Consider the following 23,990-nt stretch of genomic DNA (forward strand, 5'->3'; position numbering starts at 1 on the left):
CAAAGAGGAACCGACATGGCGCAAGAAACCATGAGCTTTCAGGCAGAAGTGAAGCAGCTTCTGCATCTGATGATCCATTCGCTCTACAGCAACAAGGAAATTTTCCTGCGCGAGCTGATTTCCAACGCATCCGATGCCGCGGACAAGCTGCGCTTCGAAGCCATCGAGAACAGCGCGCTCTACGAGAACGATCCGGATCTGCGCATCCGCGTGTCGTTCGATAAAGCCGCGCGCACGGTCACCATCGACGACAACGGCATCGGCATGAGCCGCGACGAAGCGATTTCGCATCTCGGCACGATCGCACGTTCGGGCACCAAGGAATTCTTCTCGAAGCTCTCCGGCGACCAGCAGAAGGACGCGGCGCTCATCGGGCAGTTCGGCGTCGGCTTCTATTCGGGTTTCATCGTCGCGGACAAGATCACGGTCGAGACGCGCCGCGCCGGTCTCGCGGCGAACGAGGGCGTGCGCTGGACGAGCGCGGGCGAGGGCGATTTCGAAGTCGAGGACATCGAGCGCGCGCAACGCGGCACGACCATCACGCTGCATCTGCGCGCGGACGAGGACGAGTTCCTGTCGACGCATCGTCTGAAGTCGATCATCCAGAAGTATTCGGATCACGTCGCGCTGCCCATCCTGATGAAGAAGGAAGAGTGGGACGCCGAAAAGAGCGAGATGGTCTCGAAGGACGAGGACGAGACCGTCAACCAGGCGAGCGCGCTCTGGACGCGTCCGAAGAACGACATCACGGACGAGCAGTACAAGCAGTTTTATCAGCACGTTTCGCACGATCACGACGAGCCGCTCGCGTGGACGCATAACCGCGTCGAAGGCCGCAGCGAGTACACGCAACTGCTGTACGTACCGAAGTACGCGCCGTTCGATCTGTGGAACCGCGAGCATCGCGGCGGACTGAAGCTCTACGTGAAGCGCGTGTTCATCATGGATGACGCCGAGCAACTGCTGCCCGCGTATCTGCGTTTCGTGAAGGGCGTCGTCGATTCCGCCGATCTGCCGCTCAACGTATCGCGCGAAATCCTGCAGGAAAGCCGCGACGTGAGGGCGATTCGCGAAGGCGTGACCAAGCGCGTGCTGTCGATGCTCGAAGAGCTCGCGACGTCTTCGGCCGAAGCCACCGAAGACGCCGACAAGCAGAAGTACGCCACGTTCTGGAACGAGTTCGGGCAAGTGCTGAAGGAAGGCATCGGCGAGGACTTCAGCAATCGCGAGCGCATCGCGAAGCTGGTGCGTTTCGCATCGACGCACAACGACAGCAACGAGCAGAACGTGTCGCTCGCGGACTACGTTGCGCGCATGAAGCCCGAGCAGACGAAGATCTATTACGTCACCGCCGATAGCTGGCAGGCCGCGAAGAACAGCCCGCATCTCGAAGTGTTCCGCAAGAAGGGCGTCGAAGTGCTGCTGCTGACGGACCGCGTCGACGAGTGGATGCTGTCGTTCCTCAATGAGTTCGATGGCAAGCCGCTGCAGAGCGTCGCGCGCGGCGACCTCGATCTCGGCGCGCTCGACGACGAGGAAAAGCAGCAGCAAGAGAAGGTCGGCGAGGAAATGAAGCCGCTCGTCGAGAAGATGAAGGAAGCGCTCGAAGGCAAGGCGAAGGACGTGCGCCTCACGTTCCGTCTCACCGATTCGCCGAGCTGTCTCGTCGCGGATGAAGGCGACATGAGCGGTTATCTGCAACGCATGCTGAAGGCAGCGGGGCAGAACGCGCCGCAAGCGGAACCGATTCTCGAAGTGAATCCTGAGCATCCGCTGGTGAAGTCGTTGAATGCGGATAACGCCAATTTCGTCGACTGGTGTCATCTGCTGTTCGATCAGGCGTTGCTGGCCGAAGGCGGCGCGCTGGAGGACCCGGCGAGCTTCGTGAAGCGCACGAACGCGTTGTTGCTTGCGCGGTAAGTCTTTGCAGGTGATTTGAATGAACGCGCCGCCGGGGAACCGGCGGCGCGTTTTTTACTTGCTCTTGCGTTCCTTGTTCGACTGAGCGATGAGCGATGCCGCCATCCTTCGGGTCTCTTCCGAATACTTCGGGCTTCTCAATGCTTCCGATGCCTTGTGTTCCATTGCCGCGCCGGTCTGTTTGTTCGTGTGCCGCTGCGCGAGAACCGATCCCGCGAAGCTCTTCGCAATCTTCGATGCGTGCGGATCATGCAATGTCTTTTCGGCGATCTCGGTGACTGCTTTCGACGACTGTTTCTTGTTGATTGTCATAGTCTTATTTCATTGATTCTTCGTCTGGACGCCGCGCCTCGGTGATGCAGTGTTCGCGGCCAATCCCCTTATATCCGTGGATGGCGAGCAATTCCAGCCGAAACGTCCGAATAGCGGGTGCCTCTATAATCCGCCGCATGCTCACGCCCAACGATCCCATCGACGCACACTGGCGCGTCGTCCCGCTTGCCTCGCTCACCGACGCTCAAAAGGACTGGCTCACGCGCGGCGGCTCGCTGACCGCGCATCTGCGCACGCTCGGCGCGGTGACGGTCGAAGTGACGCGCGAAGCCGTCGCTATGCCGTGGCGCGACGAATGGCGCGCGCTCGATGTCACGCCGCGCACGCCCGTCTGGACGCGCGAAGTCACGCTCAAGGTCGATGGCGCGCCGTTTGTCGTCGCGCATAGCGTCGTGCCGCTTTCGCACAGCACGGGCATCTGGCAATCGATGCGCCGTCTGCGCACGCGTCCGCTTGCCGAACTGCTTTATAGCGATGGCAGCGTGTCGCGCTCGGCGCTCGTCAGCAGAAGGATCACCGCGCGGCATCCGCTGCATCGCCTGGCATCGGCGCATAGGGAAAGCGCGCATGCGCTCGTCGCGAGGCGATCCGTGTTCAAGCGTCACGGCGCGCCGCTGATGGTCACCGAATGCATGCTCGATGCGCTCTGGACGCGCCTCGACGTATCAGCCGCGAAAAAGCACCATTGGGAACACGCGCGTTCGCTCGAACATCTGAGCTCGCATGCGAAGCGCGTCGCGCACGGCGAGGCGAAATGAAGCTCGCGGGATTCGAACCGGTCGGCGATGACGTCACGCACACCCTCATCCTCGGCAGCTTTCCGGGCGTCGCATCGCTGGCGGCGACGCAGTATTACGCGCATCCGCGCAATCAGTTCTGGCGGCTCGTCGGCGCGGCGATCGGGGAACCGCTCCACGAACTGAGCTACGACGAACGTCTGGCGCGCCTGAAGCAGCACGGCATCGGCTTATGGGACGTACTCGCCGCGTGCGAACGCGAAGGCAGTCTCGATGCCGCGATCCGCAACGCATCGCCCAACGACTTCGCCGTGTTCCGCACGCGCTTCCCGAACTTGCGCAAGGTCTGCTTCAACGGCAAGACCTCGGGCAAGTTCGCGCCCGTCCTTGCAGCGGCAGGCTACGCGACGCTCGTGCTGCCGTCGTCGAGCGCGGCCAATGCTATCCTCTCGTTCGATCAAAAATTGCGCATCTGGCGCGACATCCTCACCACACAATGACGAATCTCATCAAGCGCGCGTCGGCCGAAGCCCGCGCGTTCGGCCGCAAGAAAGACAACGCCAAATCGAAGCGCAATCGCGACGATGACGAGCTCGCGAACGCCCCGCGCATCGAGGCGCCGCGCAAGCCGCGCTTCGCGCCCGTGACGTTCTCGGAAGAGGGCGGCGTGCGCTATCTGCATTTCGGCACCGAATGGGTGCAAGGCGCGATGCGTTTGAAGAAGCCCGATCACATCGAGCTCGAATACGCGCAGCAGATGATGGCGTGGCTGCTCTTCATCGAAACGCCCGAGCGCATTGTGCAGCTCGGGCTCGGCGCGGCCGCGCTCACGAAGTTCTGTTACCGCTTTCTCAAGCGCGCGAAGGTCGAAGCGGTCGAACTGAACCCCGCGGTCGTGATCGCCGCGCGCGCGATGTTCGAACTGCCCTATGACGACGCGCGCCTCACCGTCACCGAGCGCGACGCGTGGGAGTTCGTCAACGATCGCGCGAACCACGGCACGATCGGCGCATTGCAGATCGATCTCTACGACGCCACCGCGCGCGGCCCCGTCCTCGACAGCGTGTCGTTCTATCGTGCGTGCCGCGCGTGTCTCACGCCCGAGGCGGGCGTCGTCACGATCAATCTGTTCGGCGATCATCCGAGCTTCGTGCGCAACATGCGGCATCTGAACGAAGCGTTCGATCATCGCGTGATCGCGCTGCCCGAAGTGCACGACGGCAATCGCGTCGCGCTCGCCTTCGCCGGTCCCGCGCTCGACGTGCCATTCGCCGCGCTCGAAACGCGCGCGAAGCTCATCGAAGCCCAACTCGGCCTGCCCGCGCGCAAGTGGGTGAAGGGTCTCGCCGAAAGCGCGGGCATCCCGACGACGGGTTCGTTCTCCATCTGACCGAACATGCATCGGGCCGGAACGTGCGTTCTGGCCCTTTCGCGGCTATCACAGAAGCAAGCAGAGAAATCAGCGGAATCTGAATAGTCGGGATTCTCCCTGATTTGAGCGCTATTTATCGGTCCATATACTCCCTCTGTTATTTCGGGGCGCTTCAAGCGGCATGTCTACCCGACGACCGGCATCCCGCCGGGCTCGCAATAACGACAAAACAAGAGGAGACCGTTCATGGCTCACGAAGCTACGACCGGCACCGGACAACCGCGCAACAAGCATTGGCTGTGGCTTCTGATCCTTCCGTGGATCGGTGTGGTCTGGGTGCCTTTCTACAACAAGATCGAGCCCGTTCTGTGGGGCTTTCCGTACTTCTACTGGTATCAGCTGCTGTGGGTGCTGATCAGCGCCGTCATCACCGCCGTCGTCTATAGGAAGACGAAGGCGCTGCCCTCGGGACGAAAGAACGGAGGCGCGCGATGATGAACACCACCGCAACCTTCGTCTTCGTCCTCTTCTTCGTCGGCGTCACGATTCTCGGCTTCATCGCCGCGCACTGGCGCAAGGGCGATCTCGCCCAGCTCGACGAATGGGGCCTCGGCGGACGCCGCTTCGGGACCATTGTCACGTGGTTCCTGCTCGGCGGCGATCTCTATACCGCCTACACGTTCGTCGCGGTGCCGGCGCTCGTGTTCGGCGCGGGCGCGACGGGCTTCTTCGCGCTGCCGTACACGATCCTCATTTATCCATTCGCGTTCGTCGTGTTTCCGAAGCTCTGGAGCATCGCGAAGCGTCACGGCTATGTGACCGCCGCCGACTTCGTGCACGCGCGCTACAACAGCCGCATGCTCGCGCTCGCCGTCGCGCTGACGGGCATCGTCGCGACCATGCCGTACATCGCGCTGCAACTCGTCGGCATCGAAGTGGTGATCGGCGCGCTCGGCTTCTCGACGCAGGGCTTCGTCGGCGATCTGCCGCTCATCATCGCGTTCGCGATTCTCGCCGCGTACACGTACACGTCGGGCCTGCGCGCACCCGCGATGATCGCCGTGGTGAAGGACGTGCTGATCTACGTCACCATCATCGCCGCGATGATCGTGATTCCGGCGCAGCTCGGCGGCTTCGGCCATATTTTCAGCACCGTGCCGCCTGAAAAGCTGCTGCTGAAAGCGCCCGATGCCGCGAGCCTGAACGGCTACAGCGCGTACGCGACGCTCGCGGTCGGCTCGGCGCTCGCGCTCTTCCTGTACCCGCACTCGGTGACGGCGATTCTGTCGTCGAATTCGGGCAACACGATCCGCCGCAACATGTCGCTGCTGCCGGCGTACTCGCTCGTGCTCGGCCTGCTCGCGCTGCTCGGCTACATGGCGCTCGCCTCGGGCGTGAAGGACATGCCGGAATACGCGCAGTACTTCAAGGCCTACGGCGCGAACTTCGCCGTGCCGGCGCTGTTCCTGCACTACTTCCCGTCGTGGTTCGTGGGCGTGGCGTTCGCGGCGATCGGCATCGGCGCGCTGGTGCCGGCGGCGATCATGTCGATCGCGGCGGCGAACCTGTACACACGCAACGTGCATCGCGAGTTCGTCAACACGAACATGACGCCGGAGCAGGAGACCAACGTCGCCAAGCTCGTGTCGCTGATCGTGAAGGTCGGCGCGGTGGTGTTCATTCTCGCGCTGCCGCTCACGTACGCGATCCAGCTGCAACTGCTCGGCGGCATCTGGATCATCCAGACGCTGCCCGCGCTCGTGCTCGGCCTCTATACGCGCGTGCTCGATCATCGCGGCTTGCTGATCGGCTGGGCGACGGGCATCGGCGTCGGTACGTGGATGGCCGTGTCGCTGCAACTGAAGGGCTCGATCTATCCGCTGCATCTGTTCGGCTACGTCGTGCCGGGCTACGCGGCGGTGTGGGCGCTGATCGCGAACCTCATCGTTTCGATCGTCGTGAGCGTGCTCGTGCGCGTTCTCGGCCTCAAGCGCTCCGACGACCGCACGCGTCCGGAAGATTATCTGGACATCGTGGAAGGCTGATTCCGGCCGTCGCGCACCTGCCCGGCGCGGCGCGCGAAAAGCTGGTAAAACGCCCGTAACAGGCTTCTCGCCTTTGCGGGCGTTTTTTTGGACAGCCTTCGTGTGAGCGAACCATGCTTTCTCCGACATCGACGTCAATCAGGCGCGGCCGTCTCTCACGCCTCGTTCACTGGGTCACGTCGCCGTACTTCCGATACCGGCACGCGAACCTGATCCACGGGCTGCGCGTCGGCCTTGCCGTGGCGATGTCGATCGCCGTCACGACGGGCGTCGACATGCCGCACGGCATCTGGGCGACGGTGTCGGTGCTCGTCGTGATCGGCGGGCTGCAGCACTACGGCAACATCCGCAAGAAGGCCGCCGAACGCGCCATCGGCACGACGCTCGGCGCGGGCTTCGGCCTCGTGCTGATTCTCGCGGAGACGCTGACCGGCTCGCAGATGGTGTTCTTCGTGCTGATGTGCCTGGTCGCGGGCGGCTGCGCGTATTACGCCATCGGCAAGCCGGGCTATGTCGCGCTGCTCACGGCGATCACGATGGTCATCGTTTCCGGGCACGGCGACTTGCCGCTTTCCACGGGTTTGTGGCGCACGGCCAATGTGATGATCGGCGTCGTGATCGCGCTCGCGTTCTCGTTCGTGCTGCCGCAATACGCGACGTATTCGTGGCGCTACCGTCTCGCGGACAATCTGCGCGAATGCGCGAGGATCTACGGCGCTTTACTGGATGGCACGCCGCTCGTCGCCGAGGACACGGCGCGCCGCATGTATGCGATGAGCCAGCGGCTCGTGCAGGCGCGCGCGCTGATGGAGTCGGTCGCGAAGGAAACCGATGTGCCGATGGCGCGGCTGGAAGAGATCCAGCGCCTGCATCGCTCGATTCTCGCGGCGCTGGAAATGCTCGTGACGTCGATGCCGGAAGTCTCGGGCGCAACGCCCAGCCGTTTTGCGATTGCGTGCTCGCCGGGCGAACACGCGGTGCGCGGACAGCTCCTGCAGATGGCGCGCGCGCTGCGCTTCGGGCGCGTCGGTTTGCTGTATCGCGCGATGGATGCGTCGGGCGCGCCGCAATCGAACGCCGCCGACGACGAGAACGCGACGACGCAGGGCATGCACTGGCTCGCGATGCGTTTCGTCGAGCAGGTGGATCGCTTGCGGATGCGGCTGTCGGAAATCGAGCGGCAGTGGAATATCGAAGGGGCGCGGCCGCTCAATCCATGAAGCAGTGAATGCTCAGGCTGCCTGCACTTCGGCTTCGTGCACCACGTTGATGAGCCAGGGCACGCCGAAACGATCCGTCAGCATGCCGAAGCCTTGTGTCCAGAACGTGGATTGCCACGGCGTGAGCACGTTGCCGCCTTCGGCAAGCATGTTGAAGATGCGCTCGCCGGATTGCGCGTCGTCCGCGGCGATCGACAGCGTGAAGCCCGAATAGTCCTTGCGCGGCTGACCATAGCGGCCGTCGGACACCAGAATCGCGTTCGGGCCGACGCAGAATACCGCATGCATGATCTTGTCTGCCCAGTCGGGCGGGGCGTTGCCGCCGTCCGGCGCATCGCGGAAGCGCACCAGCGCGGCGATCTGCGCCCCGAACGCGGCCTGATAGAGTTCGAGCGCCTCGGCGCAGTCGCCGTTGTAGAAGATATAGGTATCCAGTTGCATGACCGAATGACTCCGTGCATATAAAGCGGACATGCCGCCAGAGCCCGAAAGTCTATTGCAACGGCGTCCTACGTCGACTCGGAAACGGTCAAATTACGTCAAGAAGCAGCGAAATGGAAAAAACCGCAAATCGCACCAGTGATCCGGCGCGATTCGCGGTTCTGTTTTCAGCGCGCTTATTGCAGCGCGGTGATCAGCTTTTCGAGCTTGATCGCATCGGCGGCGAAAGCGCGGATGCCTTCCGCGAGCTTTTCGGTCGCCATGGCGTCGTCGTTGACGAGGAAGCGGAACGTCGGCTCGTCGACGGCGATCTTCTCCACGTTCTCGTTCTTCACGCTCTCCGGCGAGAGCTTGCGCTCGACCTTTTCGTTGCTGTCGGCGAGTTTCTTCAGCAGATCGGGGCTGATCGTGAGCAGGTCGCAGCCCGCCAGTTCGGTGATCTGACTCACCGTGCGGAAGCTCGCGCCCATGACTTCCGTCTTGTAGCCGAACTTCTTGTAGTACGAGTAGATGCGGCGCACCGACTGCACGCCCGGATCGTTCGCGCCGCCGTTTTTCACTTCGTCCCATTCCGCGCCGGCCGACTTCTTGTACCAGTCGTAGATGCGGCCGACGAACGGCGAAATAAGCTGCGCGCCCGCTTCGGCGCACGCGACCGCTTGCGCGAGCGAGAAGAGCAGCGTCATGTTGCAGTGAATGCCTTCCTTCTGCAGCACTTCGGCCGCGCGGATGCCTTCCCACGTCGACGCCAGCTTGATCAGCACGCGATCGCGACTGATGCCCGCGTTCTCGTACAGCTTGATGATGTCGTGCGCCTTGTCGATGGACGCTTTCGTGTCGAACGACAAGCGCGCGTCGACTTCGGTGGACACGCGGCCCGGAATGATCTTGAGAATCTCGGTGCCGAACGCGACGAGCAGATTGTCGATGATCTGCGGCATCGGCTTCTTCGCGTGCTCCTTGACGGTCTTTTCGAGCAGCGGCTTGTAGTCGTCCTTCTGGACGGCCTTCAGGATCAGCGACGGATTGGTCGTCGCGTCCTGCGGCTTGAATGCGATGAATTGCTGGAAGTCGCCCGTGTCGGCGACGACGGTCGTGTATTGCTTGAGCTGGTCGAGAGCGGATGTCATGTCGAGTCTCAGACGCGTGGCGTCTTGTCAAATTGCGGTAAACAACCCGCGGATTGCCCATGATTGCGACGCCGCGCGGCGACTTCGTTCGCGCGGCGCGCCCCTGAATTCATTTTCCCATTCTAGTCCCGAGCGCGGCGAACGCGCTGATACCGTGCGCGCACGCACGCGGCGTGCCGGAATTCGACCGGCGCGCCGCCTCGCGCGTTCAATCGCGTTCAAGCGCGTTCAGTCGCGTTCAATCGGCCGCGTAAGCGAGCTCGTGCCAGCGCCGCACCGTGCCCGAGTCCAACTGGCCGCGCGCGAAGCGCATCTTGCGGACTTCGTCGAGCGCGTGCGCGTCTTTCGCCGGATCGCCGCAGTTCATCTTCAGGACGACGTCCTGGACGTGCCCGGGGTCGTCGAGCAGCACGCGCACGATCGTCTTGCGCTTCCGTGCGGTGCCAGGCGGCGTGGAGCGCGCCAACAGTCTGTCGATCAAAGCCATGACGGAAATGCCAAAAACGATTGCGGAAGCATCTGCCGGAAATCGGGGCCGATTCCGCCATTGTAGGCTGCGTCAGGCGCGTCTGGCATTGAGCACGACATGCGTCACAACGCCCGCGATCAAGCCCCAGAACGCGGAGCCGATCGACAGCAGCGTGAGGCCCGACGCCGTCACCATGAACGTGACGAGCGCGGGCTCGCGTTGACGCGCGTCCTGCATCGCGTTGGCGAGGCCGCTCATGATCGAGCCGAAGAGGGCGAGCGCCGCCACCGACACGACGAGCTCCTTCGGAAACGCCGCGAACAGCGCCGCGATGGTCGCGCCGAACGTGCCCGCGAGCAGATAGAACACGCCGCACCAGACGGCCGCCGTGTAGCGCTTGTCGCGATTCTCGTGCGCCTCGCGGCCGGTGCAGATCGCGGCGGTGATGGCGGCGAGATTCACGCCGTGCGAGCCGAACGGCGCGAGCACGAGCGACGCGAGGCCGGTCGTCGAGATGAGCGGGGCGGAAGGCGTCGTGTAGCCATCGGCGCGCAACACGGCGATGCCTGGCACGTTTTGCGAGGCCATCGCGACGACGAAAAGCGGAATGCCGATGCTGATCGCCGAGGCGATCGAGAACGCGGGCATCGTGAAGACGGGATGCGCGAGCGCCACATGAAAGCGCGAAAAGTCGAGCAGCCCGAGCGCGCCCGCGACCGCGATGCCGACGACGAGCGTCGCCGGGATCGCGTAGCGCGGCAGGAAGCGCTTGCCGGCGAGATACGTGAAAAACATCACGATGACGAGCGAGGTGCGATGCTCGGCGGCGCGAAAAATCTCGATGCCGATCTCGAACAGGATGCCCGCGAGCAGCGCGGCGGCGGTGCCCGACGGAATGCGCTTCATCAGCGTGTCGAACCAGCCGGTCAGGCCGACGGCGGTCAAGAGCACCGCGCAGACGATGAACGCGCCGATCGCATCGGCGTAGGCGACGTTCGGCAGCGACGAGACGAGCAGCGCCGCGCCCGGCGTCGACCACGCGACGACGATCGGCGCGCGATAGCGCAGCGACAGGCCGATCGTGCAGACCGCCATGCCCATCGAGAGCGCCCAGATCCACGAGGAAATCTGCGCATCGGACAAATGCGCGGCCTGGCCCGCCTGGAACATCAGGACGAGCGAACTGGTGTAGCCGGTCATCATCGCGACGAAACCGGCGACGATCGTGGAGAGCGACGTATCAAAGAGGAAACGCGGCGCGGCGGGCGCCGGAGCGGAAGCTTTCATTCGGGTGTCTCGATTACTTCGACAGGGCGCGCATGGCGGTTTCGAGGCCGGCCATCGTCAGCGGATACATGCGATTGCCGAGCACGTTGCGGATCGCGGAGATCGACTGGCGATATTCCCATAGCCGCTCGGGCTCGGGATTGAGCCATGCGTGATGCGGGAATTGATCCGCGAGACGGCGCAACCACACCGCGCCGGCCTCGGCATTGTTGTATTCGACGGAGCCGCCCGGCTGCAGCACTTCGTAGGGACTCATGGTGGCGTCGCCGACGAAGATCAGCTTGTAGTCCGGCGTGAACCTGTGCAGCACGTCGAAGGTCGGCGTGCGCTCGGTGTGACGGCGGCGGTTGTTCTTCCACAAATAGTCGTACACGCAGTTGTGGAAGTAGTAGAACTCGAGATGCTTGAACTCGGCCTTCGCCGCCGAGAACAACTCTTCGACGCGCTTGATGTGATCGTCCATCGAGCCGCCGACGTCGAGCAGCATCAGCACTTTCACGTTGTTGTGGCGCTCGGGCACCATCTTGAGATCGAGCCAGCCGGCGTTGGCGGCGGTGCTGCGGATCGTGCCGGGCAGATCGAGCTCTTCGTTCGCGCCTTCGCGCGCGAAGCGCCGCAAGCGCCGCAGCGCGACCTTGATGTTGCGCGTGCCGATTTCGACCTGATCGTCGTAATCCTTGTACGCGCGCTCGTCCCACACTTTCACGGCGGTGCGGTTCCCCGCCGATTCCCCGCCGATGCGAATGCCTTCCGGGTTGTAGCCGCCATGCCCGAAGGGCGACGTGCCGCCCGTGCCGATCCATTTGTTGCCGCCTTCGTGACGCTCCTTCTGCTCGTCCATCAGTTCCTTCAGGCGTTCCATGAGCTTGTCGAGGCCGCCGAGCGCCTCGATGCGCTTCTTTTCTTCCGCCGTGAATTCGCGTTCGAGCCGTTTCCTGAGCCAGTCGAGCGGAATGTCGAAGACTTCGTCGGGAAGCTGCGTCAGGCCGTGGAAATACGCGCCGAACGCGCGATCGAACTTGTCGAAGTACTTCTCGTCCTTCACGAGCGTCATGCGGGCGAGGAAGTAGAACTCGTCGAGCGACGGCGAAATGACCTGCGCCTTCAGCCCTTCGAGCAAGGTCAGATATTCCTTCACCGAAACGGGCAGCTTCGCGTCGCGCAGCGAGTAGAAGAAGTCGATCAGCATGGCGCGCTCTCCATCGTGCTTAACGTTCGAGCCGGAAATTCAGATTGGCGCGCACCGCCGGCCATTCCGAGCGGATGATCGAAAACACGACGGTGTCGCGCAACACGCCGTCCTTGCCGACCTGATGATTGCGCAGAATGCCGTCCTGCTTCGCGCCGAGCCGCGCGATCGCCGTGCGCGACGCGTGGTTCATGAAATGCGTCCGGAATTCGACGGCGATGGCATCGAGCCTGTCGAAGGCGTGCGTGAGCAGCAGCAGTTTGGCTTCGGTGTTGAGCGCGGTCTTCTGCACGCGCTTCGCATACCACGTATGCCCGATCTCCAGCCGACGATTCGCTTCGTCGACGTTGAAGTAACGCGTCGATCCGACGATGTCGCCGCTCTTCGCATCGATCACCGCGAACGGATGCGCGCCCGAGCGGTCGCGCATGTCGAGCGCGGTGTCGATATAGGCGCGCGTTTTGTCGGGCGGCGGCACGAAGGTGTACCAGAGTTTCCACAATTGGCCATCGCTCGCAGCGGCCGTGAGGGCCTGCTCGTGCTCGGGCGTGAGCGGCACGAGCCTGACGTGTTCGCCTTGCAGCGTGACGGGTTCGATCCAGCGGCTCATGTCGTTATCAGCGATGGTTGCGGTTCATGAACAGCAGCCGCTCGAAGAGCGCGACGTCCTGTTCGTTCTTGAGCAACGCGCCGTGCAGCGGCGGCACGATCTGTTTCTGATCCGACGAGCGCAGCGCCTCGGGCGGAATGTCTTCGGCCAGGAGCAGCTTGAGCCAGTCGAGCAGTTCGGACGTCGACGGCTTCTTCTTCAGGCCCGAGACCTGGCGCAGCTCGAAGAAGCTCTGCATCGCCGCGGCGAGCAGATCCTGCTTGATGTTCGGAAAATGCACCTCGACGATGGCCTTCATCGTCTCCGCGTCCGGGAACTTGATGTAGTGGAAGAAGCAGCGGCGCAGGAACGCGTCAGGCAACTCCTTCTCGTTATTCGACGTGATGATGACGAGCGGCCTGTGCTTCGCTTTCACGAGCTCGCGCGTCTCGTAGACGTAGAACTCCATGCGGTCGAGTTCGCGCAGCAAGTCGTTCGGAAATTCGATGTCCGCCTTGTCGATCTCGTCGATGAGCAGCACGCTCTGCTGGTCCGACTCGAACGCCTGCCACAGCACGCCCTTGACGATGTAATTGCGGATGTCCTTCACGCGCTCGTCGCCGAGCTGCGAATCGCGCAGGCGCGAGACGGCGTCGTATTCGTACAGGCCTTGCTGGGCTTTCGTCGTCGATTTGATGTGCCACTGCAGAAGCGGCATGCCGAGTGCTCCCGCAACTTCCTCGGCGAGCATGGTCTTGCCGGTTCCCGGTTCGCCCTTGATGAGCAGCGGCCGTTGCAGCGTCATCGCGGCGTTCACCGCGAGCTTGAGATCGTCGGTTGCGACGTATTGCGATGAGCCTTCGAAACGCATGACGAAGATCCGGTTGGCAAAAAAATCCCAGTATAAGTCAGAAGACCTTTCCGCATTGAGGCGCGCCCGGTATCGTTTGAGCCGCTTTATCGGCAGGTCGACGCTGCATGCCCGAGCGCGGGTGAAGCGTGCGCGCAAGCGGGTTCATCGCGTGTACAGGGACGAATTGTCGCAGGGCAAACGGCTGCTTTTCAGCCGATTCCCCTTGTCAGCAGGGCTTCGGCGCGGTTCGCGTGTGGACGGAGGGTAGGTCGCGCGGTACAATTAGCGCGATTTTTTTGGCCTGCGTGGCGACAGACCCTGCAACAGCAAACAGTCCCGAGAAGGTTGTATTGCGCTCGGCGCGGGCCGCGGCCTTGTGAGCGCCGGATTTCCCCTCAAGCCAGGTTAGAAGAGCTATGAACAATTTCGTCGGCAAATGTGCCGTGATTGCAGCGCTGTCCGGTCTCGCCGGCTTCGCGAGTGAGGCGTCGGCCGACGTCGTCGGCAACGCGAAGGCCGCAGAGGGCAAGGTTGCGATGTGCATCGGCTGCCACGGCATCCCCGGCTATCGCACCGCGTACCCCGAGGTGTACGAAGTGCCGATGCTGGGCGGCCAGAACGCGCAGTACATCGCCAATGCGCTGCATGCCTACAAGAAGGGCGACCGTCATTTCGACACGATGCGCGCCATCGCGACGACGCTGTCGGATCAGGATATCGCCGATATCGCCGCGTACTACGCTGCGCAGACTCCCCAATCGAAGAACAATCCCGACAAGTGATCCGCGCGTGAACGCAAAGCGACAACGGGAAGGAGAATTCATGAAGCCGTCCAAGGCACTTCACTCAAGCTTCAAGGCAGCGAGCGCCGCAGCGGCGCTCATCGGCATGACGGCGTTCGGCAGCGCGCACGCAGCCGATGTCGCAAACGGCAAGGCGCTTTCCGACAGCCACAACTGCGCGGCCTGTCACGGTCCCGGTCTGAACAAGCCGGTGAGCGGCGAGTATCCGCGTCTCGCGGGTCAGCACGCGACGTACATCTACTGGGCGCTGCGGCAGTATCAGATCGGCGGCAACAACCCGAACTTCGGACGCAACAACGCCATCATGGCGGCGCAGGTGCAGAACCTGTCGCAGAGCGATCTGAAGGATCTCGCGGCATACATCGAATCGCTCGATGGCAGTCTCGTGCTGAAGAAGTAAGCGCGATTTCTCACGCAATCCGCACAACGAAACACCCCGCTCGAAGCGGGGTGTTTTGCTTGATGCGTCCGGTTTCGATGCTTAGTCGCGCGAAGCACGGCGCTCGATCAGCGCGAGATAGGCGTCGGTGTCGGGCGGGGTGCCGGAGCGCTGCGCTTCCCAGATGATCTGGCCGAGGCAATCCATGATCGCGTGCTGCGCGTCGTGCGGCGAGCCGAGGCGTGCGACGAGCCTGTCGTGCGCGCGGCGGATGCCCGGCGGCTGATCGATCGAAAGCTGCTCGCTGATCGCGAGATGCATCGACAGATGCAGAAACGGGTTCGTCTGACCGCGATCGGGCGAGTAATCGGCTTCGCGCGATTCGGGGTTCACGAGCGCGTCGTGATATTCCGGATGCTCGCCGATCCAGTCGGCGGCCATGCTTTCGAGCGGCGTCAGAATCTCGCCGGCGCGCTCCTTGCGCCACGTTTCGGTGAAGAACTGGCGAACTTCGTCGCGGCTGGGGTTGAACATAACGTATTGATTCGATTGCGGGTTTCTGAATCCGCTATTGTAGACCGCGATGCGCAGGTTCTGCCCAAGCCCTCTTCATTCGACGGGCGCGGGCGTCTTCGGCCGATACTCGCAGAGCGGCTCGATCGCGCAATGCCAGCATTCCGGCACGCGCGCCTTGCAGACATAGCGTCCATGCAGGATCAGCCAGTGATGCGCGTCGTGCAGAAATTCCTTCGGCGTGAATTTCTCGAGCGCGGTTTCGACGGCGCGCACGTCCTTGCCCGGCGCGAGCCCGGTGCGATTCGCGACGCGAAAGATGTGCGTATCGACGGCGATAGACGGCTGCCCGAACGCGATGTTCAGCACGACGTTCGCGGTCTTGCGGCCGACGCCCGGCAGCGCTTCCAGCGCCTCGCGATTGTCCGGCACCTCGCCGCCGTGCTGCTCGACGAGCATGCGGCACGTCGCGATCACGTTCTTCGCCTTCGTCCGATACAGCCCGATCGTGCGGATGTATTCCGCTACGCCTTCCTCGCCGAGCGCGAGCACCGTTGCCGGCGTGTTGGCGACGGGAAACATCTTGCGCATCGCCTTGTTCACGGAGACGTCGGTGGCCTGCGCGGAGAGCATCACGGCGATCAGCAGTTCGAACGGCGTCGTGTATTCGAGCTCGGTCACCGGGTGCGGATTCAGGCTCTGCAAGGTCTCGTAGATCGCGCGGCGCTTCGTGGCGTTCATGATTCGATGTCCGTTCTTACGCGGGTTTATCGCCTTTATCGGGATGGGACGCGTTTGCGTCGTCCGTAATGCCAAGACGGCGGCGGCGCGCTTCCGCTTCGTCGATCTGCGCCTGCACGGCCGCGCTCACGTGAGCCGTGTTCTTGGGACCGGCGCCGAGCTTCGCCATCTCTTCTTTCTTCTTGCGCGCGCGCTCCAGCGCGGCCTGGATGATCGCGCGTTTCTTCGCTTCCGGATCGTCGCTCGCGGGCTGCGCTTCGTGCGTGGCCTGCGTCGCTTGCGCTGTTTGCGCCGCCCGCGCGGCCTGACGCGCGCTCGCGCGTGCCTGCGCCTCGGCGCGCTCGCGCTCCAGACGTGCCACGCGGCGGTCGTGCCGGGCGCGCGCAGCATCGGCTTGTTCCTGACTCCACGCGTCCCAGCCGGTGCGATCGCCGGTCACGGGCACCATCGCGATGCAATCGACGGGGCAGGGCGGCACGCACAAATCGCAACCCGTGCACAGTTCGGCGATGACCGTGTGCATCTGCTTCGCGGCGCCGACGATCGCATCGACCGGACACGCCTGCATGCACAGCGTGCAGCCGATGCACACGTTCTCGTCGATCACCGCGACGGGCCGTGCGCGCTCGACGCCATGCGTCGTATCGAGCGGTATATCGGGCGCGCCCAGCAGCGCGGCGAGACGCGCGACACCTTCGGCGCCACCCGGCGGGCACCGGTTATAGCTCGCCTCGCCCGCGGCGATGGCGTCGGCGTAGGGCCGGCAGGCCGGGTAGCCGCACTTGGTGCATTGCGTCTGCGGCAGCAGGTCTTCGATGCGCTCGGCGAGCGTCTTGGAAAAGGTTGCGGTCACGAGGAATTGCGATGATGCCTTGGGGACTGGCGCAGCGTGGGCGAAGATCGCGTTGGGAATCGCGCGGTGCGCTTCGGATGCGAAGAGAACGCTTCGGCGTCCACGACGACGGGCACGCTGCCTGTTCGGCGCGCGTCCCGTTTCGCGGGCGCACGCTCGGCTTTGATCGACATTATCGCCGAAGTCGTCAACAGTCGTGCCGAATGGCTTCTACTCCCAATTGCCAACGTCCTTTCGATGTGCGCATAATCGAAGCGCTTTTCCGTTTGACCGCAGGACGGTGTTTCCCAATAACCCTGGGCAGCGCCCGTTCACGTCATGTACCCAATGCGGGCCGCGTGACGCTAATCCGGCAACGCGGCTCCCGAGTCATGCCACCATGAATCAGCCGAAAATCAAAAGAGATCCTGAAGGCACCCGGCGCCGTATTTTGCTTGCCGCCGCAGAAGAGTTCGCGGCCGGTGGCTTGTTCGGCGCCCGTGTCGATCAGATTGCGCGTCGGGCGGAGACCAATGAGCGCATGCTCTATTACTACTTCGGTAGCAAAGAGCAGTTATTCACCGCCGTGCTCGAACATGCGCTATCGGCGCTCGTCGAAGCGGAACGCACGCTCGAACTCGACGGCATTGCGCCCATCGAAGCGATGACGCGTCTCGCGCATTTCGTCTGGGATTACTACCGGGATCATCCGGAGTTGCTGCGCCTCATCAACAACGAGAATTTGCACGAGGCGAGATATATCAAAGGATCGAATCGAATACGCGAGCTCATTTCGCCGATCGTCGCGACGCTCACGGCCATTCTCGATCGCGGTCAGAAAGCCGGACTGTTTCGCACCGACGTCGATCCGCTCAAGTTCTACATCATCCTGTCGGGACTCGGTTATTACATCGTTTCGAATCGCTTCACGCTGGAAGCGACTTTCGGGCTCGATTTCAGCGAGCAGGCGCAGCGCGAGCAGATCGTGCGGATGAATACCGAGTTGCTGCTGGCCTTTTTGACGCGCCGCTGAATCGACGCGGTCGGAAGAAAAAACGTCGCGCCTTTTGCAAGGCGCGACGTTTTTGTTTGCCGCGATGGAATCGGTACCGGCGCGTTCGTGCGTTCGTACCGCTCGTACCTTAGGCCGGCACGGCTTCGGTCTTCGGCGTCTTGTCGTGCTCGAGAATGAACTCGCGCAATTGCGGATACACCATCGTGCGCCAGCGGCGGCCCGAAAAAATGCCGTAGTGGCCGGCCTTTTCCGCCGTGAAATGGCGCTTGTGCTTCTCCGGAATGCCGGTGCACAGATCGTGGGCGGCGCGCGTCTGGCCGCTGCCGGAGATGTCGTCGAGTTCGCCTTCGATCGTGAAGAGCGCCGTGTGCTTGATGTCCTGCGGACGCACGAGCTCGTCGTTGACTTCCCATGTGCCTTCGGCGAGCCGGAATTCCTGGAACACGATGCGGATCGTTTCGAGGTAGTACTCGGCGGCCATGTCGAGCACGGCGTTGTATTCGTCGTAGAAACGGCGATGTTGCTCGGCGTCCTCATCGTCGCCGCGCAGCAGATTTTGATAGAAGTCCCAATGGGCCGTGAGATGGCGCTCGGGATTCATCGCGACGAAGCCCGCGTGCTGCAGGAAGCCCGGATAGACCTTGCGCCCGACGCCGGGATAGTTCGCCGGCACCGTGTAGATGACGTTGTTCTCGAACCACTCATACGAGTGCTCGTTCGCGAGCGAATTGACGGAGGTCGGGCTGCGGCGCGCGTCGATCGGGCCGCCCATCATCGTCATCGTGCGCGGCGTGTCTTCGCCGCGGCTCGCCATCAGCGAAATGGCGGCGAGCACCGGCACGGTCGGCTGGCACACCGAAATGACGTGCAGGTCCTTCGCGCCGATATGACGGATGAACTCCTGGATGTACTCGACATAATCGTCCAGATGGAACGGGCCGTTCTCGGTCGGGACCATGCGCGCGTCGATCCAGTCGGTGATGTACACCTTGTGGTCCTGCAAGAGCGTTTTGACCGTATCGCGCAAAAGCGTCGAATGGTGGCCCGAGAGCGGCGCGCACACGAGCACGATCGGCTCGTTCTTCAGCTTGGTGACGGTTGCGCTGTCGTCCGCGAAGCGCTTGAAGCGCAGGAGGCGGCAGAACGGCTTCTCGATCACCGTCTGCTCGACGATCGGAATGTTGTGACCGTCCTTGACGATCTGATGAAGATTGAACTCCGGCTTCTCATAGTCCTTGCCCAGCCGGTAGAGCAGTTCGTAGCCTGCGGCGAGACGGCTCGAACCCGGCACATAAGCGAGCGGACTGGCCGGGTTGACGAAGGATTTCGATGCTGCCTGGGCCCATGCTGTGAGGGGAGACAGCATGGCGCGTTGGAATTCGTGAATTTGATAGAGCATGGTTGCCCCAGTAACTCCGGTGGAAACCGGTACGCCCGTTGATCCCGGCAATGCTTCCGGCGACGAACTTCAACGGCTTTCGAAGATCCCCGGCGGCGCGGCGGGCTGTCGCCTTGCTGCCGGGGCACTGACTTCCTGCGATGCTTCGCGTGCCTTTTCGCGTTGCCACCTGCGCGTTATCGACGCGGGAAGAATGCAACTTGAGTCGAGGCAATATTTTCCGCGCATTAAACGTTCAATTCAACCGATCGGTTGAAATTGCTCGCCTGGAAACAACACATCCTGCAATCATACTTTTTGTGCATTGCACAAATATTACCGTCAAAACACTGATTTCGCCAATAAAACAGAGATTTATGACTTTCCCGCCGCAGCGTCGATTTCGGCCTGCGCTTCCGATTCGGCGTGATGTTCCGAGCCGGACGGCTGACCGGTCGCCTTCGCCATTTCTTCCTCGTGACGCATCAGGTTCATCCCGGTGTGCACGAGAGCCACGTGGGTAAAGGCTTGCGGGAAATTCCCGACCATGCGCTTCGCCACCGTGTCGTACTCCTCGGCCAACAACCCGACATCGTTCGCGAGACCGACGAGGCGCTCGAACATTTGATGCGCTTCGTCGATCCGGCCCTGCAGCGCCAGATTGTCGACCAGCCAGAAGCTACAAGCCAGAAACGTGCCTTCCCCGGGCGGCAGCCCGTCCGCGACTTCCGCGGTGTGGTAGCGCTTGACGAGCCCATCGTGCGTCAAATCGGTCTCGATCGCATGTACGGTTCCGGTCACTCGCGGATCTTTTGGCGGCAAAAATCCGAGCAACGGAATGAGCAGCAGGCTGGCATCGAGCGCGTCGCTGCCATAAGCCTGCGTAAAGGAGTTGAGCTTCGGATTCCAGCTCTTCTTCAGCACCTCGGCGCGGATGCGCGCACGCATCTCCCGCCAGTGATCGATCGGGCCGGGCAGGTCGAAGCTTTCCGCCGACTTGATCGCCCGGTCGTACGCGACCCACGCCATCACCTTCGAGAACGTGAAGTGTTGCTTGCCGCCACGCACTTCCCAGATGCCTTCGTCGGGTTCTTCCCAGATCGTGTCGAGGTGTTGCAGCATGGCGCACTGGATCGACCACGCGGTTTCATCGCTCTGCAGCCCGCCGACGCGCGCGAGATGGAGCGCGTTCATCACTTCCCCGTAGACGTCGAGCTGCAACTGGTCGACCGCGCCGTTGCCGATCCGCACCGGCGCCGCGCCTTCGTATCCCGGCAGCCACGGGATCTCCCATTCGGGCAGGCGGCGCTCGCCCGCGATGCCGTACATGATCTGAATCTGCGCGGGCGAGCCCGCCATCACGCGGCCCAGCCACGCGCGCCATGCGCGGGCTTCGTCGTAGTAGCCGCCGCGCATCATCGCGAGGAGGGTGATGGTCGCATCGCGCAGCCAGCAGTATCGGTAGTCCCAGTTGCGCGTGCCGCCGAGCTGTTCCGGCAGCGATGTCGTCGGCGCGGCGACGATGCCGCCCGTCGGCTCGTACGCGAGCGCCTTCAGCGTGATGAGCGAGCGGCGGATCGCGCTCGCCCAGCGGCCGTTGAGCTCGCTTTGCCCGGACCACTCGCGCCAGTGATTTTCGGTGCGCGCGAGTTGCGTATTCGGATCGGATGCGTGCGGCAAGCGCAGATGCGACTGCGAATAGCACAGCGAGAACGGCACGCGCTCGCCCTCGCTCACATCGAAGCAGGCGGTCGTGTGCATGTTCTCGCCGACGAGATCGACGGGCGTGCGCAGCACCGCGAGATCCGGCCCGGCGATCGCGCGGATGCCACTGTCGTCGGGCAGGCGGCTGACCCACGGCACCGCGGAGCCGTAATCGAAGCGCAGCACGAGTTCCATCTTCATCCGTACCGTGCCGCGGCGTCCGATCACGATACGCACCAGCTCCGAATGGCCGTTGCGAAGCGGCATGAAATCGACGATCGTCACCGCGCCTTGCGGTGTCTCGAAATCGGTTTCGAGGACCAGCGTGTCATCTCGATAGCGGCGGCTGACGACAGGCGACTCGCCGTCGGGCATGTCGGGCGCGAGGAGCCATCGGCCGTGCTCGGGCGTGCCGAGCAGCGCGGCGAAGCACGCGCCCGAATCGAAGCGCGGCCAACAGAGCCAGTCGACGGAGCCGTCGCGGGAAATGAGGGCGGCGGTGTGGCCGTCGCCGACCATTGCATAGTCTTCGATCAGTGCGGGCATAAGCGAACATCTTCCTGCAGGCGGCGCGGGCCGAATCGAAACGCGCCGCGGGTTGAGCAAACGATCCGGGACACGAGCGCCCGAGCGAAACGCGGCGTCGTCGGCGGTCGGGGCGACGGACGTCATGCATGCTTTCTGGCCGCATTCTGCCGCAATCGTTCACGGCGAGCAGGAAACCGGGCCGGGCGTCATCGGGACGTGTCGCACGGTTGGCGGAAAATGACTAGCGAAGCGCCGAACGCACCGTTGCTTCTGCATTCGACTGATGTTTAGAATGAAGCTTCGTGAAAGGCATCCGCGCCGCGGCCTTTTCAAGCAGGGCGCGGAAACTTTCTGTGCCTTTCATTTGTCTTTCAGCATGTTCCCGGTCGTCTCGCGCGCGGGTCATGCAGTCGCTTCGCGCAACGTCTCTTCCGGTTTTCAACGTAGCGTTTTCGAGGAACAGAATCCCATGCTCTATCCGTCGAAAGCTGACTGCATCGCCATTCTTTCCGCCGCGAGCCGCGTATCGGACGCCGACATGCTCCTCGCGCTCGATCACAAGAACCTCGGACTGTCGCGCAACGCGATGGACGCCGCCGCCGCGTTCCTTACGGAGCGCGGCTGTTTCAACCGCTATACGTTCGGCGTGACCGGCGTGTCGGTCGGTGCGCTGTCGCTGCAGGGACGCCTGCGTCTCGATCAGCTCGCCAACGGCTGACACGGCCGATCCGCGCGTCCTTCTTTCGTGACACTTTGCGCACGCGCACGGACATTCCGTACGCGTGCGTTCGCGCGTTCGTGCGCGTCCGCGGAACCGCCGACGGGAATCGGCGTCACAACGACAGTCGCGCGCCCGTCAGAAATGAGCCGATCCCATGCCGAACAGGCCGATCAGCCCGATCACGATCAGATAGATCGCGACGATGAAGTTCAGCAGCCGCGGCATGATGAGAATGAGGATCCCTGCGATCAGCGAGACGAGCGGGGCGAGGCTTAGGTGGATGGTCATCGCGGCAACTCCTGTTGTTGGTTCGAATCGTGTCGGTTGGCTGGTCGTGCAAAGGTGTATCGTCGTTTTCATCGTTTGGAGCGGAACTTGCTCCCGCACGTCCTTGGGCCTTGCGATGTCGGCGGTTTCGCGCGCCGCTCCCGATAACAAGCATCAAAGAGACGAAGAGGAGGTTTCATGCACCCGAGCCAACCTTGCGGCGCGAATCCGCTGATGCACGTCTTGCAAGACGCGCGCCCGAAGCGCGCCGAGCGCGTCGCGTGGGCGAAAGGCGTCGCGCTGATGCTCTCGTTTGCAGCGGCGCAGGCCTTCGCGCAAACGGGCGCGACGCCCGCCGCGCCGGGCACCGCGAGCGACGTCGCCGCGTCGAAACCGGCCAGCGGCGACGTCTACGATCTGCTCATCGGCACCTATACGGGCGGTGGCAAGAGCGAAGGCATCTATGTCTATCGTTTCGACACGGGCAGCGGCGAGCTGTCCCGCATCGCGTCGGCGCAGACGGTGAATCCGTCGTATCTCGTCGTGAGCCGCGACCGCCATTACGTGTACGCAGTGAACGAATTGCCCGGCGACAACGGCCCGGCAACGCAACGCGGCGGCGTCAGCGCCTTTCGCTTCGATCGCGCGAGCGGCCAGTTGAGCTTTCTCAATCGCGTGTCATCCGACGGCAACGATCCGTGCTATCTCGCGATATCGCCCGACGGCAAATATCTGCTGACAGCCAACTATTCGGTCGCGTCCAATCCGGGCGGCAGCTTCGCGGTGTTTCCGCTGGCTTCCGATGGCCACGTCGGCAATTCGGTGCTGACGGTGCATCACGAAGGCGCCGGCCCGGTGAAAGGACGGCAGGACAATTCGCATGTCCACTCGACCGTGTTCTCGCCCGACGGCAAGTATCTCTTCGCGCAGGATCTCGGCGTCGACAAGGTGTTCGCCTATCGGTACACGGCCGATCCGTCCGCATCGAGCCGCGGTCTGCTGGGTCCGACCGAATCGCGCTACACACCGATCAAGGCGGGCTCGGGGCCGCGCCATCTGGTCTTCGACGCAAGCGGCAAGCACGCTTATCTGACGACCGAGCTGAACGCATCGGTGCTAGCGTTCGATTACCGCGACGGCAAGCTCACGCAAATCCAGACTGCCTCGCTGATCGCGCCGGGTTTCAGAGGGAAGATCGGCGGCGGCGCGATTCATCTGTCGCCTGACGGGCGCTTCCTGTACGCGACCAATCGCGGCGACGCCAACGAACTCGTGCAGTTCTCGATCGATCCGGCGAACGGCCATCTGAAGCTCGTCAAGCGCTATCCGACGCTCGGCAAGACGCCGCGCGAATTCGCAATCGATCCGACCGGGCGCTGGCTCATCGTCGGCAATCAGGAGAGCGACAGCGCGTATTTCTTTCGCCGCGATCCGCAGACGGGCGAGCTTGCGTCGGACCCGAAGCGGCTGTCGATCGGCTCGCCGGTCGATTTCAAGTTCGTATCGCCTTCGTGACGCGTCGAT

The 23,990-nt window shown here is 63.1% G+C and carries 26 protein-coding genes; 12 read left to right on the forward strand and 14 right to left on the reverse strand.

Features of this window, described 5'->3' with window-relative positions; all coding sequences use genetic code 11:
- Positions 1–15: 15 nt before the first annotated feature.
- Positions 16–1,920 (forward strand): molecular chaperone HtpG, encoded by a 1,905-nt coding sequence (gene htpG, locus NCT05_RS05355; protein WP_250501848.1) that lies wholly within the window; start codon positions 16–18, stop codon positions 1,918–1,920.
- A gap of 54 nt (positions 1,921–1,974) precedes the next feature.
- Here htpG and NCT05_RS05360 read toward each other — a convergent pair whose 3' ends face one another.
- Positions 1,975–2,232: a hypothetical protein gene (locus NCT05_RS05360; protein WP_008350714.1), complete on the reverse strand. Its 258-nt coding sequence runs from the start codon at positions 2,230–2,232 to the stop codon at positions 1,975–1,977.
- A 137-nt stretch (positions 2,233–2,369) separates the two neighbouring features.
- Here NCT05_RS05360 and NCT05_RS05365 point away from each other — a divergent pair, with 137 nt between their 5' ends.
- From NCT05_RS05365 to NCT05_RS05390, 6 genes are all read left to right on the forward strand, one after another.
- Positions 2,370–3,011: a chorismate--pyruvate lyase family protein gene (locus NCT05_RS05365; RefSeq protein WP_250456505.1), complete on the forward strand. Its 642-nt coding sequence runs from the start codon at positions 2,370–2,372 to the stop codon at positions 3,009–3,011.
- Positions 3,008–3,490: a DNA-deoxyinosine glycosylase gene (locus NCT05_RS05370; RefSeq protein WP_008350711.1), complete on the forward strand. Its 483-nt coding sequence runs from the start codon at positions 3,008–3,010 to the stop codon at positions 3,488–3,490. Before NCT05_RS05365 ends, NCT05_RS05370 begins: the two co-directional genes overlap by 4 nt.
- Positions 3,487–4,380, forward strand: coding sequence for a class I SAM-dependent methyltransferase (locus NCT05_RS05375; protein ID WP_175981856.1), 894 nt, complete (start codon positions 3,487–3,489; stop codon positions 4,378–4,380). The genes NCT05_RS05370 and NCT05_RS05375 overlap by 4 nt, the downstream gene beginning before the upstream one ends.
- Before the next feature lie 228 nt (positions 4,381–4,608).
- Entirely contained in the window at positions 4,609–4,857 is a 249-nt protein-coding gene (locus NCT05_RS05380) for a DUF3311 domain-containing protein (RefSeq protein ID WP_250501849.1), read from the forward strand.
- Positions 4,857–6,407 (forward strand): monocarboxylate uptake permease MctP, encoded by a 1,551-nt coding sequence (gene mctP, locus NCT05_RS05385; RefSeq protein WP_008350706.1) that lies wholly within the window; start codon positions 4,857–4,859, stop codon positions 6,405–6,407. The genes NCT05_RS05380 and mctP overlap by 1 nt, the downstream gene beginning before the upstream one ends.
- A 113-nt stretch (positions 6,408–6,520) precedes the next feature.
- Positions 6,521–7,627, forward strand: coding sequence for an FUSC family protein (locus NCT05_RS05390; RefSeq protein WP_250480410.1), 1,107 nt, complete (start codon positions 6,521–6,523; stop codon positions 7,625–7,627).
- A 12-nt stretch (positions 7,628–7,639) separates the two neighbouring features.
- On the opposite strand, the gene NCT05_RS05395 is transcribed toward NCT05_RS05390, so the two are convergent.
- The 7 genes from NCT05_RS05395 to NCT05_RS05425 all read right to left on the reverse strand — a co-directional run bounded on the left by NCT05_RS05395 (position 7,640) and on the right by NCT05_RS05425 (position 13,603).
- A complete protein-coding gene (locus NCT05_RS05395) occupies positions 7,640–8,068 on the reverse strand; it encodes a VOC family protein (RefSeq protein WP_008350703.1) in 429 nt (142 codons plus the stop codon).
- Between the two features lie 176 nt (positions 8,069–8,244).
- Complete coding sequence (gene tal, locus NCT05_RS05400; RefSeq protein WP_008350701.1) at positions 8,245–9,198, reverse strand: transaldolase; 954 nt, start codon at positions 9,196–9,198, stop codon at positions 8,245–8,247.
- Between the two features lie 238 nt (positions 9,199–9,436).
- Positions 9,437–9,685, reverse strand: a complete 249-nt coding sequence (locus NCT05_RS05405) for an energy transducer TonB (RefSeq protein WP_250501850.1) — start codon at positions 9,683–9,685, stop codon at positions 9,437–9,439.
- 72 nt (positions 9,686–9,757) lie between these two features.
- Entirely contained in the window at positions 9,758–10,954 is a 1,197-nt protein-coding gene (locus tag NCT05_RS05410; protein WP_250496728.1) for a benzoate/H(+) symporter BenE family transporter, read from the reverse strand.
- 13 nt (positions 10,955–10,967) lie between these two features.
- Positions 10,968–12,143 carry a vWA domain-containing protein gene (locus NCT05_RS05415; protein ID WP_008350694.1) on the reverse strand — a complete coding sequence of 392 codons (1,176 nt, stop codon included), beginning with the start codon at positions 12,141–12,143 and terminating at the stop codon, positions 10,968–10,970.
- 19 nt (positions 12,144–12,162) lie between these two features.
- Entirely contained in the window at positions 12,163–12,753 is a 591-nt protein-coding gene (locus NCT05_RS05420) for a GNAT family N-acetyltransferase (RefSeq protein WP_008350692.1), read from the reverse strand.
- A gap of 7 nt (positions 12,754–12,760) precedes the next feature.
- On the reverse strand, positions 12,761–13,603 hold the full coding sequence (locus tag NCT05_RS05425; protein WP_008350690.1) for an AAA family ATPase: 843 nt from the start codon (positions 13,601–13,603) through the stop codon (positions 12,761–12,763).
- 398 nt (positions 13,604–14,001) lie between these two features.
- Between NCT05_RS05425 and NCT05_RS05430 the strand changes: the two genes are divergently transcribed.
- Positions 14,002–14,367 (forward strand): c-type cytochrome, encoded by a 366-nt coding sequence (locus NCT05_RS05430; protein WP_008350687.1) that lies wholly within the window; start codon positions 14,002–14,004, stop codon positions 14,365–14,367.
- Between the two features lie 40 nt (positions 14,368–14,407).
- Positions 14,408–14,788, forward strand: coding sequence for a c-type cytochrome (locus NCT05_RS05435; protein WP_008350685.1), 381 nt, complete (start codon positions 14,408–14,410; stop codon positions 14,786–14,788).
- A gap of 81 nt (positions 14,789–14,869) precedes the next feature.
- Here the strand turns inward: NCT05_RS05435 and NCT05_RS05440 are convergent, their stop codons facing one another.
- From NCT05_RS05440 to rsxB, 3 genes are all read right to left on the reverse strand, one after another.
- Positions 14,870–15,301: a DUF1841 family protein gene (locus NCT05_RS05440; protein ID WP_008350683.1), complete on the reverse strand. Its 432-nt coding sequence runs from the start codon at positions 15,299–15,301 to the stop codon at positions 14,870–14,872.
- Between the two features lie 75 nt (positions 15,302–15,376).
- Positions 15,377–16,021: an endonuclease III gene (gene nth, locus NCT05_RS05445; RefSeq protein WP_008350681.1), complete on the reverse strand. Its 645-nt coding sequence runs from the start codon at positions 16,019–16,021 to the stop codon at positions 15,377–15,379.
- A gap of 16 nt (positions 16,022–16,037) precedes the next feature.
- Positions 16,038–16,874, reverse strand: coding sequence for an electron transport complex subunit RsxB (rsxB, locus tag NCT05_RS05450; protein ID WP_034471253.1), 837 nt, complete (start codon positions 16,872–16,874; stop codon positions 16,038–16,040).
- Positions 16,875–17,253: 379 nt separating this feature from the next.
- Between rsxB and NCT05_RS05455 the strand changes: the two genes are divergently transcribed.
- Complete coding sequence (locus NCT05_RS05455) at positions 17,254–17,886, forward strand: TetR/AcrR family transcriptional regulator (RefSeq protein WP_008350673.1); 633 nt, start codon at positions 17,254–17,256, stop codon at positions 17,884–17,886.
- A 109-nt stretch (positions 17,887–17,995) separates the two neighbouring features.
- On the opposite strand, the gene NCT05_RS05460 is transcribed toward NCT05_RS05455, so the two are convergent.
- Both NCT05_RS05460 and NCT05_RS05465 read right to left on the reverse strand, forming a co-directional pair.
- Positions 17,996–19,267, reverse strand: coding sequence for a polyhydroxyalkanoate depolymerase (locus tag NCT05_RS05460; protein ID WP_008350671.1), 1,272 nt, complete (start codon positions 19,265–19,267; stop codon positions 17,996–17,998).
- 354 nt (positions 19,268–19,621) lie between these two features.
- Positions 19,622–21,496 (reverse strand): glycoside hydrolase family 15 protein, encoded by a 1,875-nt coding sequence (locus NCT05_RS05465; protein WP_034471251.1) that lies wholly within the window; start codon positions 21,494–21,496, stop codon positions 19,622–19,624.
- 451 nt (positions 21,497–21,947) lie between these two features.
- On the opposite strand from NCT05_RS05465, the gene NCT05_RS05470 reads away from it, so the two are divergent.
- A complete protein-coding gene (locus NCT05_RS05470) occupies positions 21,948–22,196 on the forward strand; it encodes a hypothetical protein (protein ID WP_033536686.1) in 249 nt (82 codons plus the stop codon).
- Between the two features lie 138 nt (positions 22,197–22,334).
- On the opposite strand, the gene NCT05_RS05475 is transcribed toward NCT05_RS05470, so the two are convergent.
- Positions 22,335–22,487: a DUF3096 domain-containing protein gene (locus tag NCT05_RS05475; RefSeq protein WP_008350665.1), complete on the reverse strand. Its 153-nt coding sequence runs from the start codon at positions 22,485–22,487 to the stop codon at positions 22,335–22,337.
- A gap of 177 nt (positions 22,488–22,664) precedes the next feature.
- Between NCT05_RS05475 and NCT05_RS05480 the strand changes: the two genes are divergently transcribed.
- A complete protein-coding gene (locus NCT05_RS05480; protein WP_250501851.1) occupies positions 22,665–23,981 on the forward strand; it encodes a lactonase family protein in 1,317 nt (438 codons plus the stop codon).
- The last annotated feature ends 9 nt before the right edge of the window (positions 23,982–23,990 follow it).

This window comes from Caballeronia sp. AZ7_KS35, assembly GCF_023631045.1.
GTDB classification, from domain to species: domain Bacteria; phylum Pseudomonadota; class Gammaproteobacteria; order Burkholderiales; family Burkholderiaceae; genus Caballeronia; species Caballeronia zhejiangensis.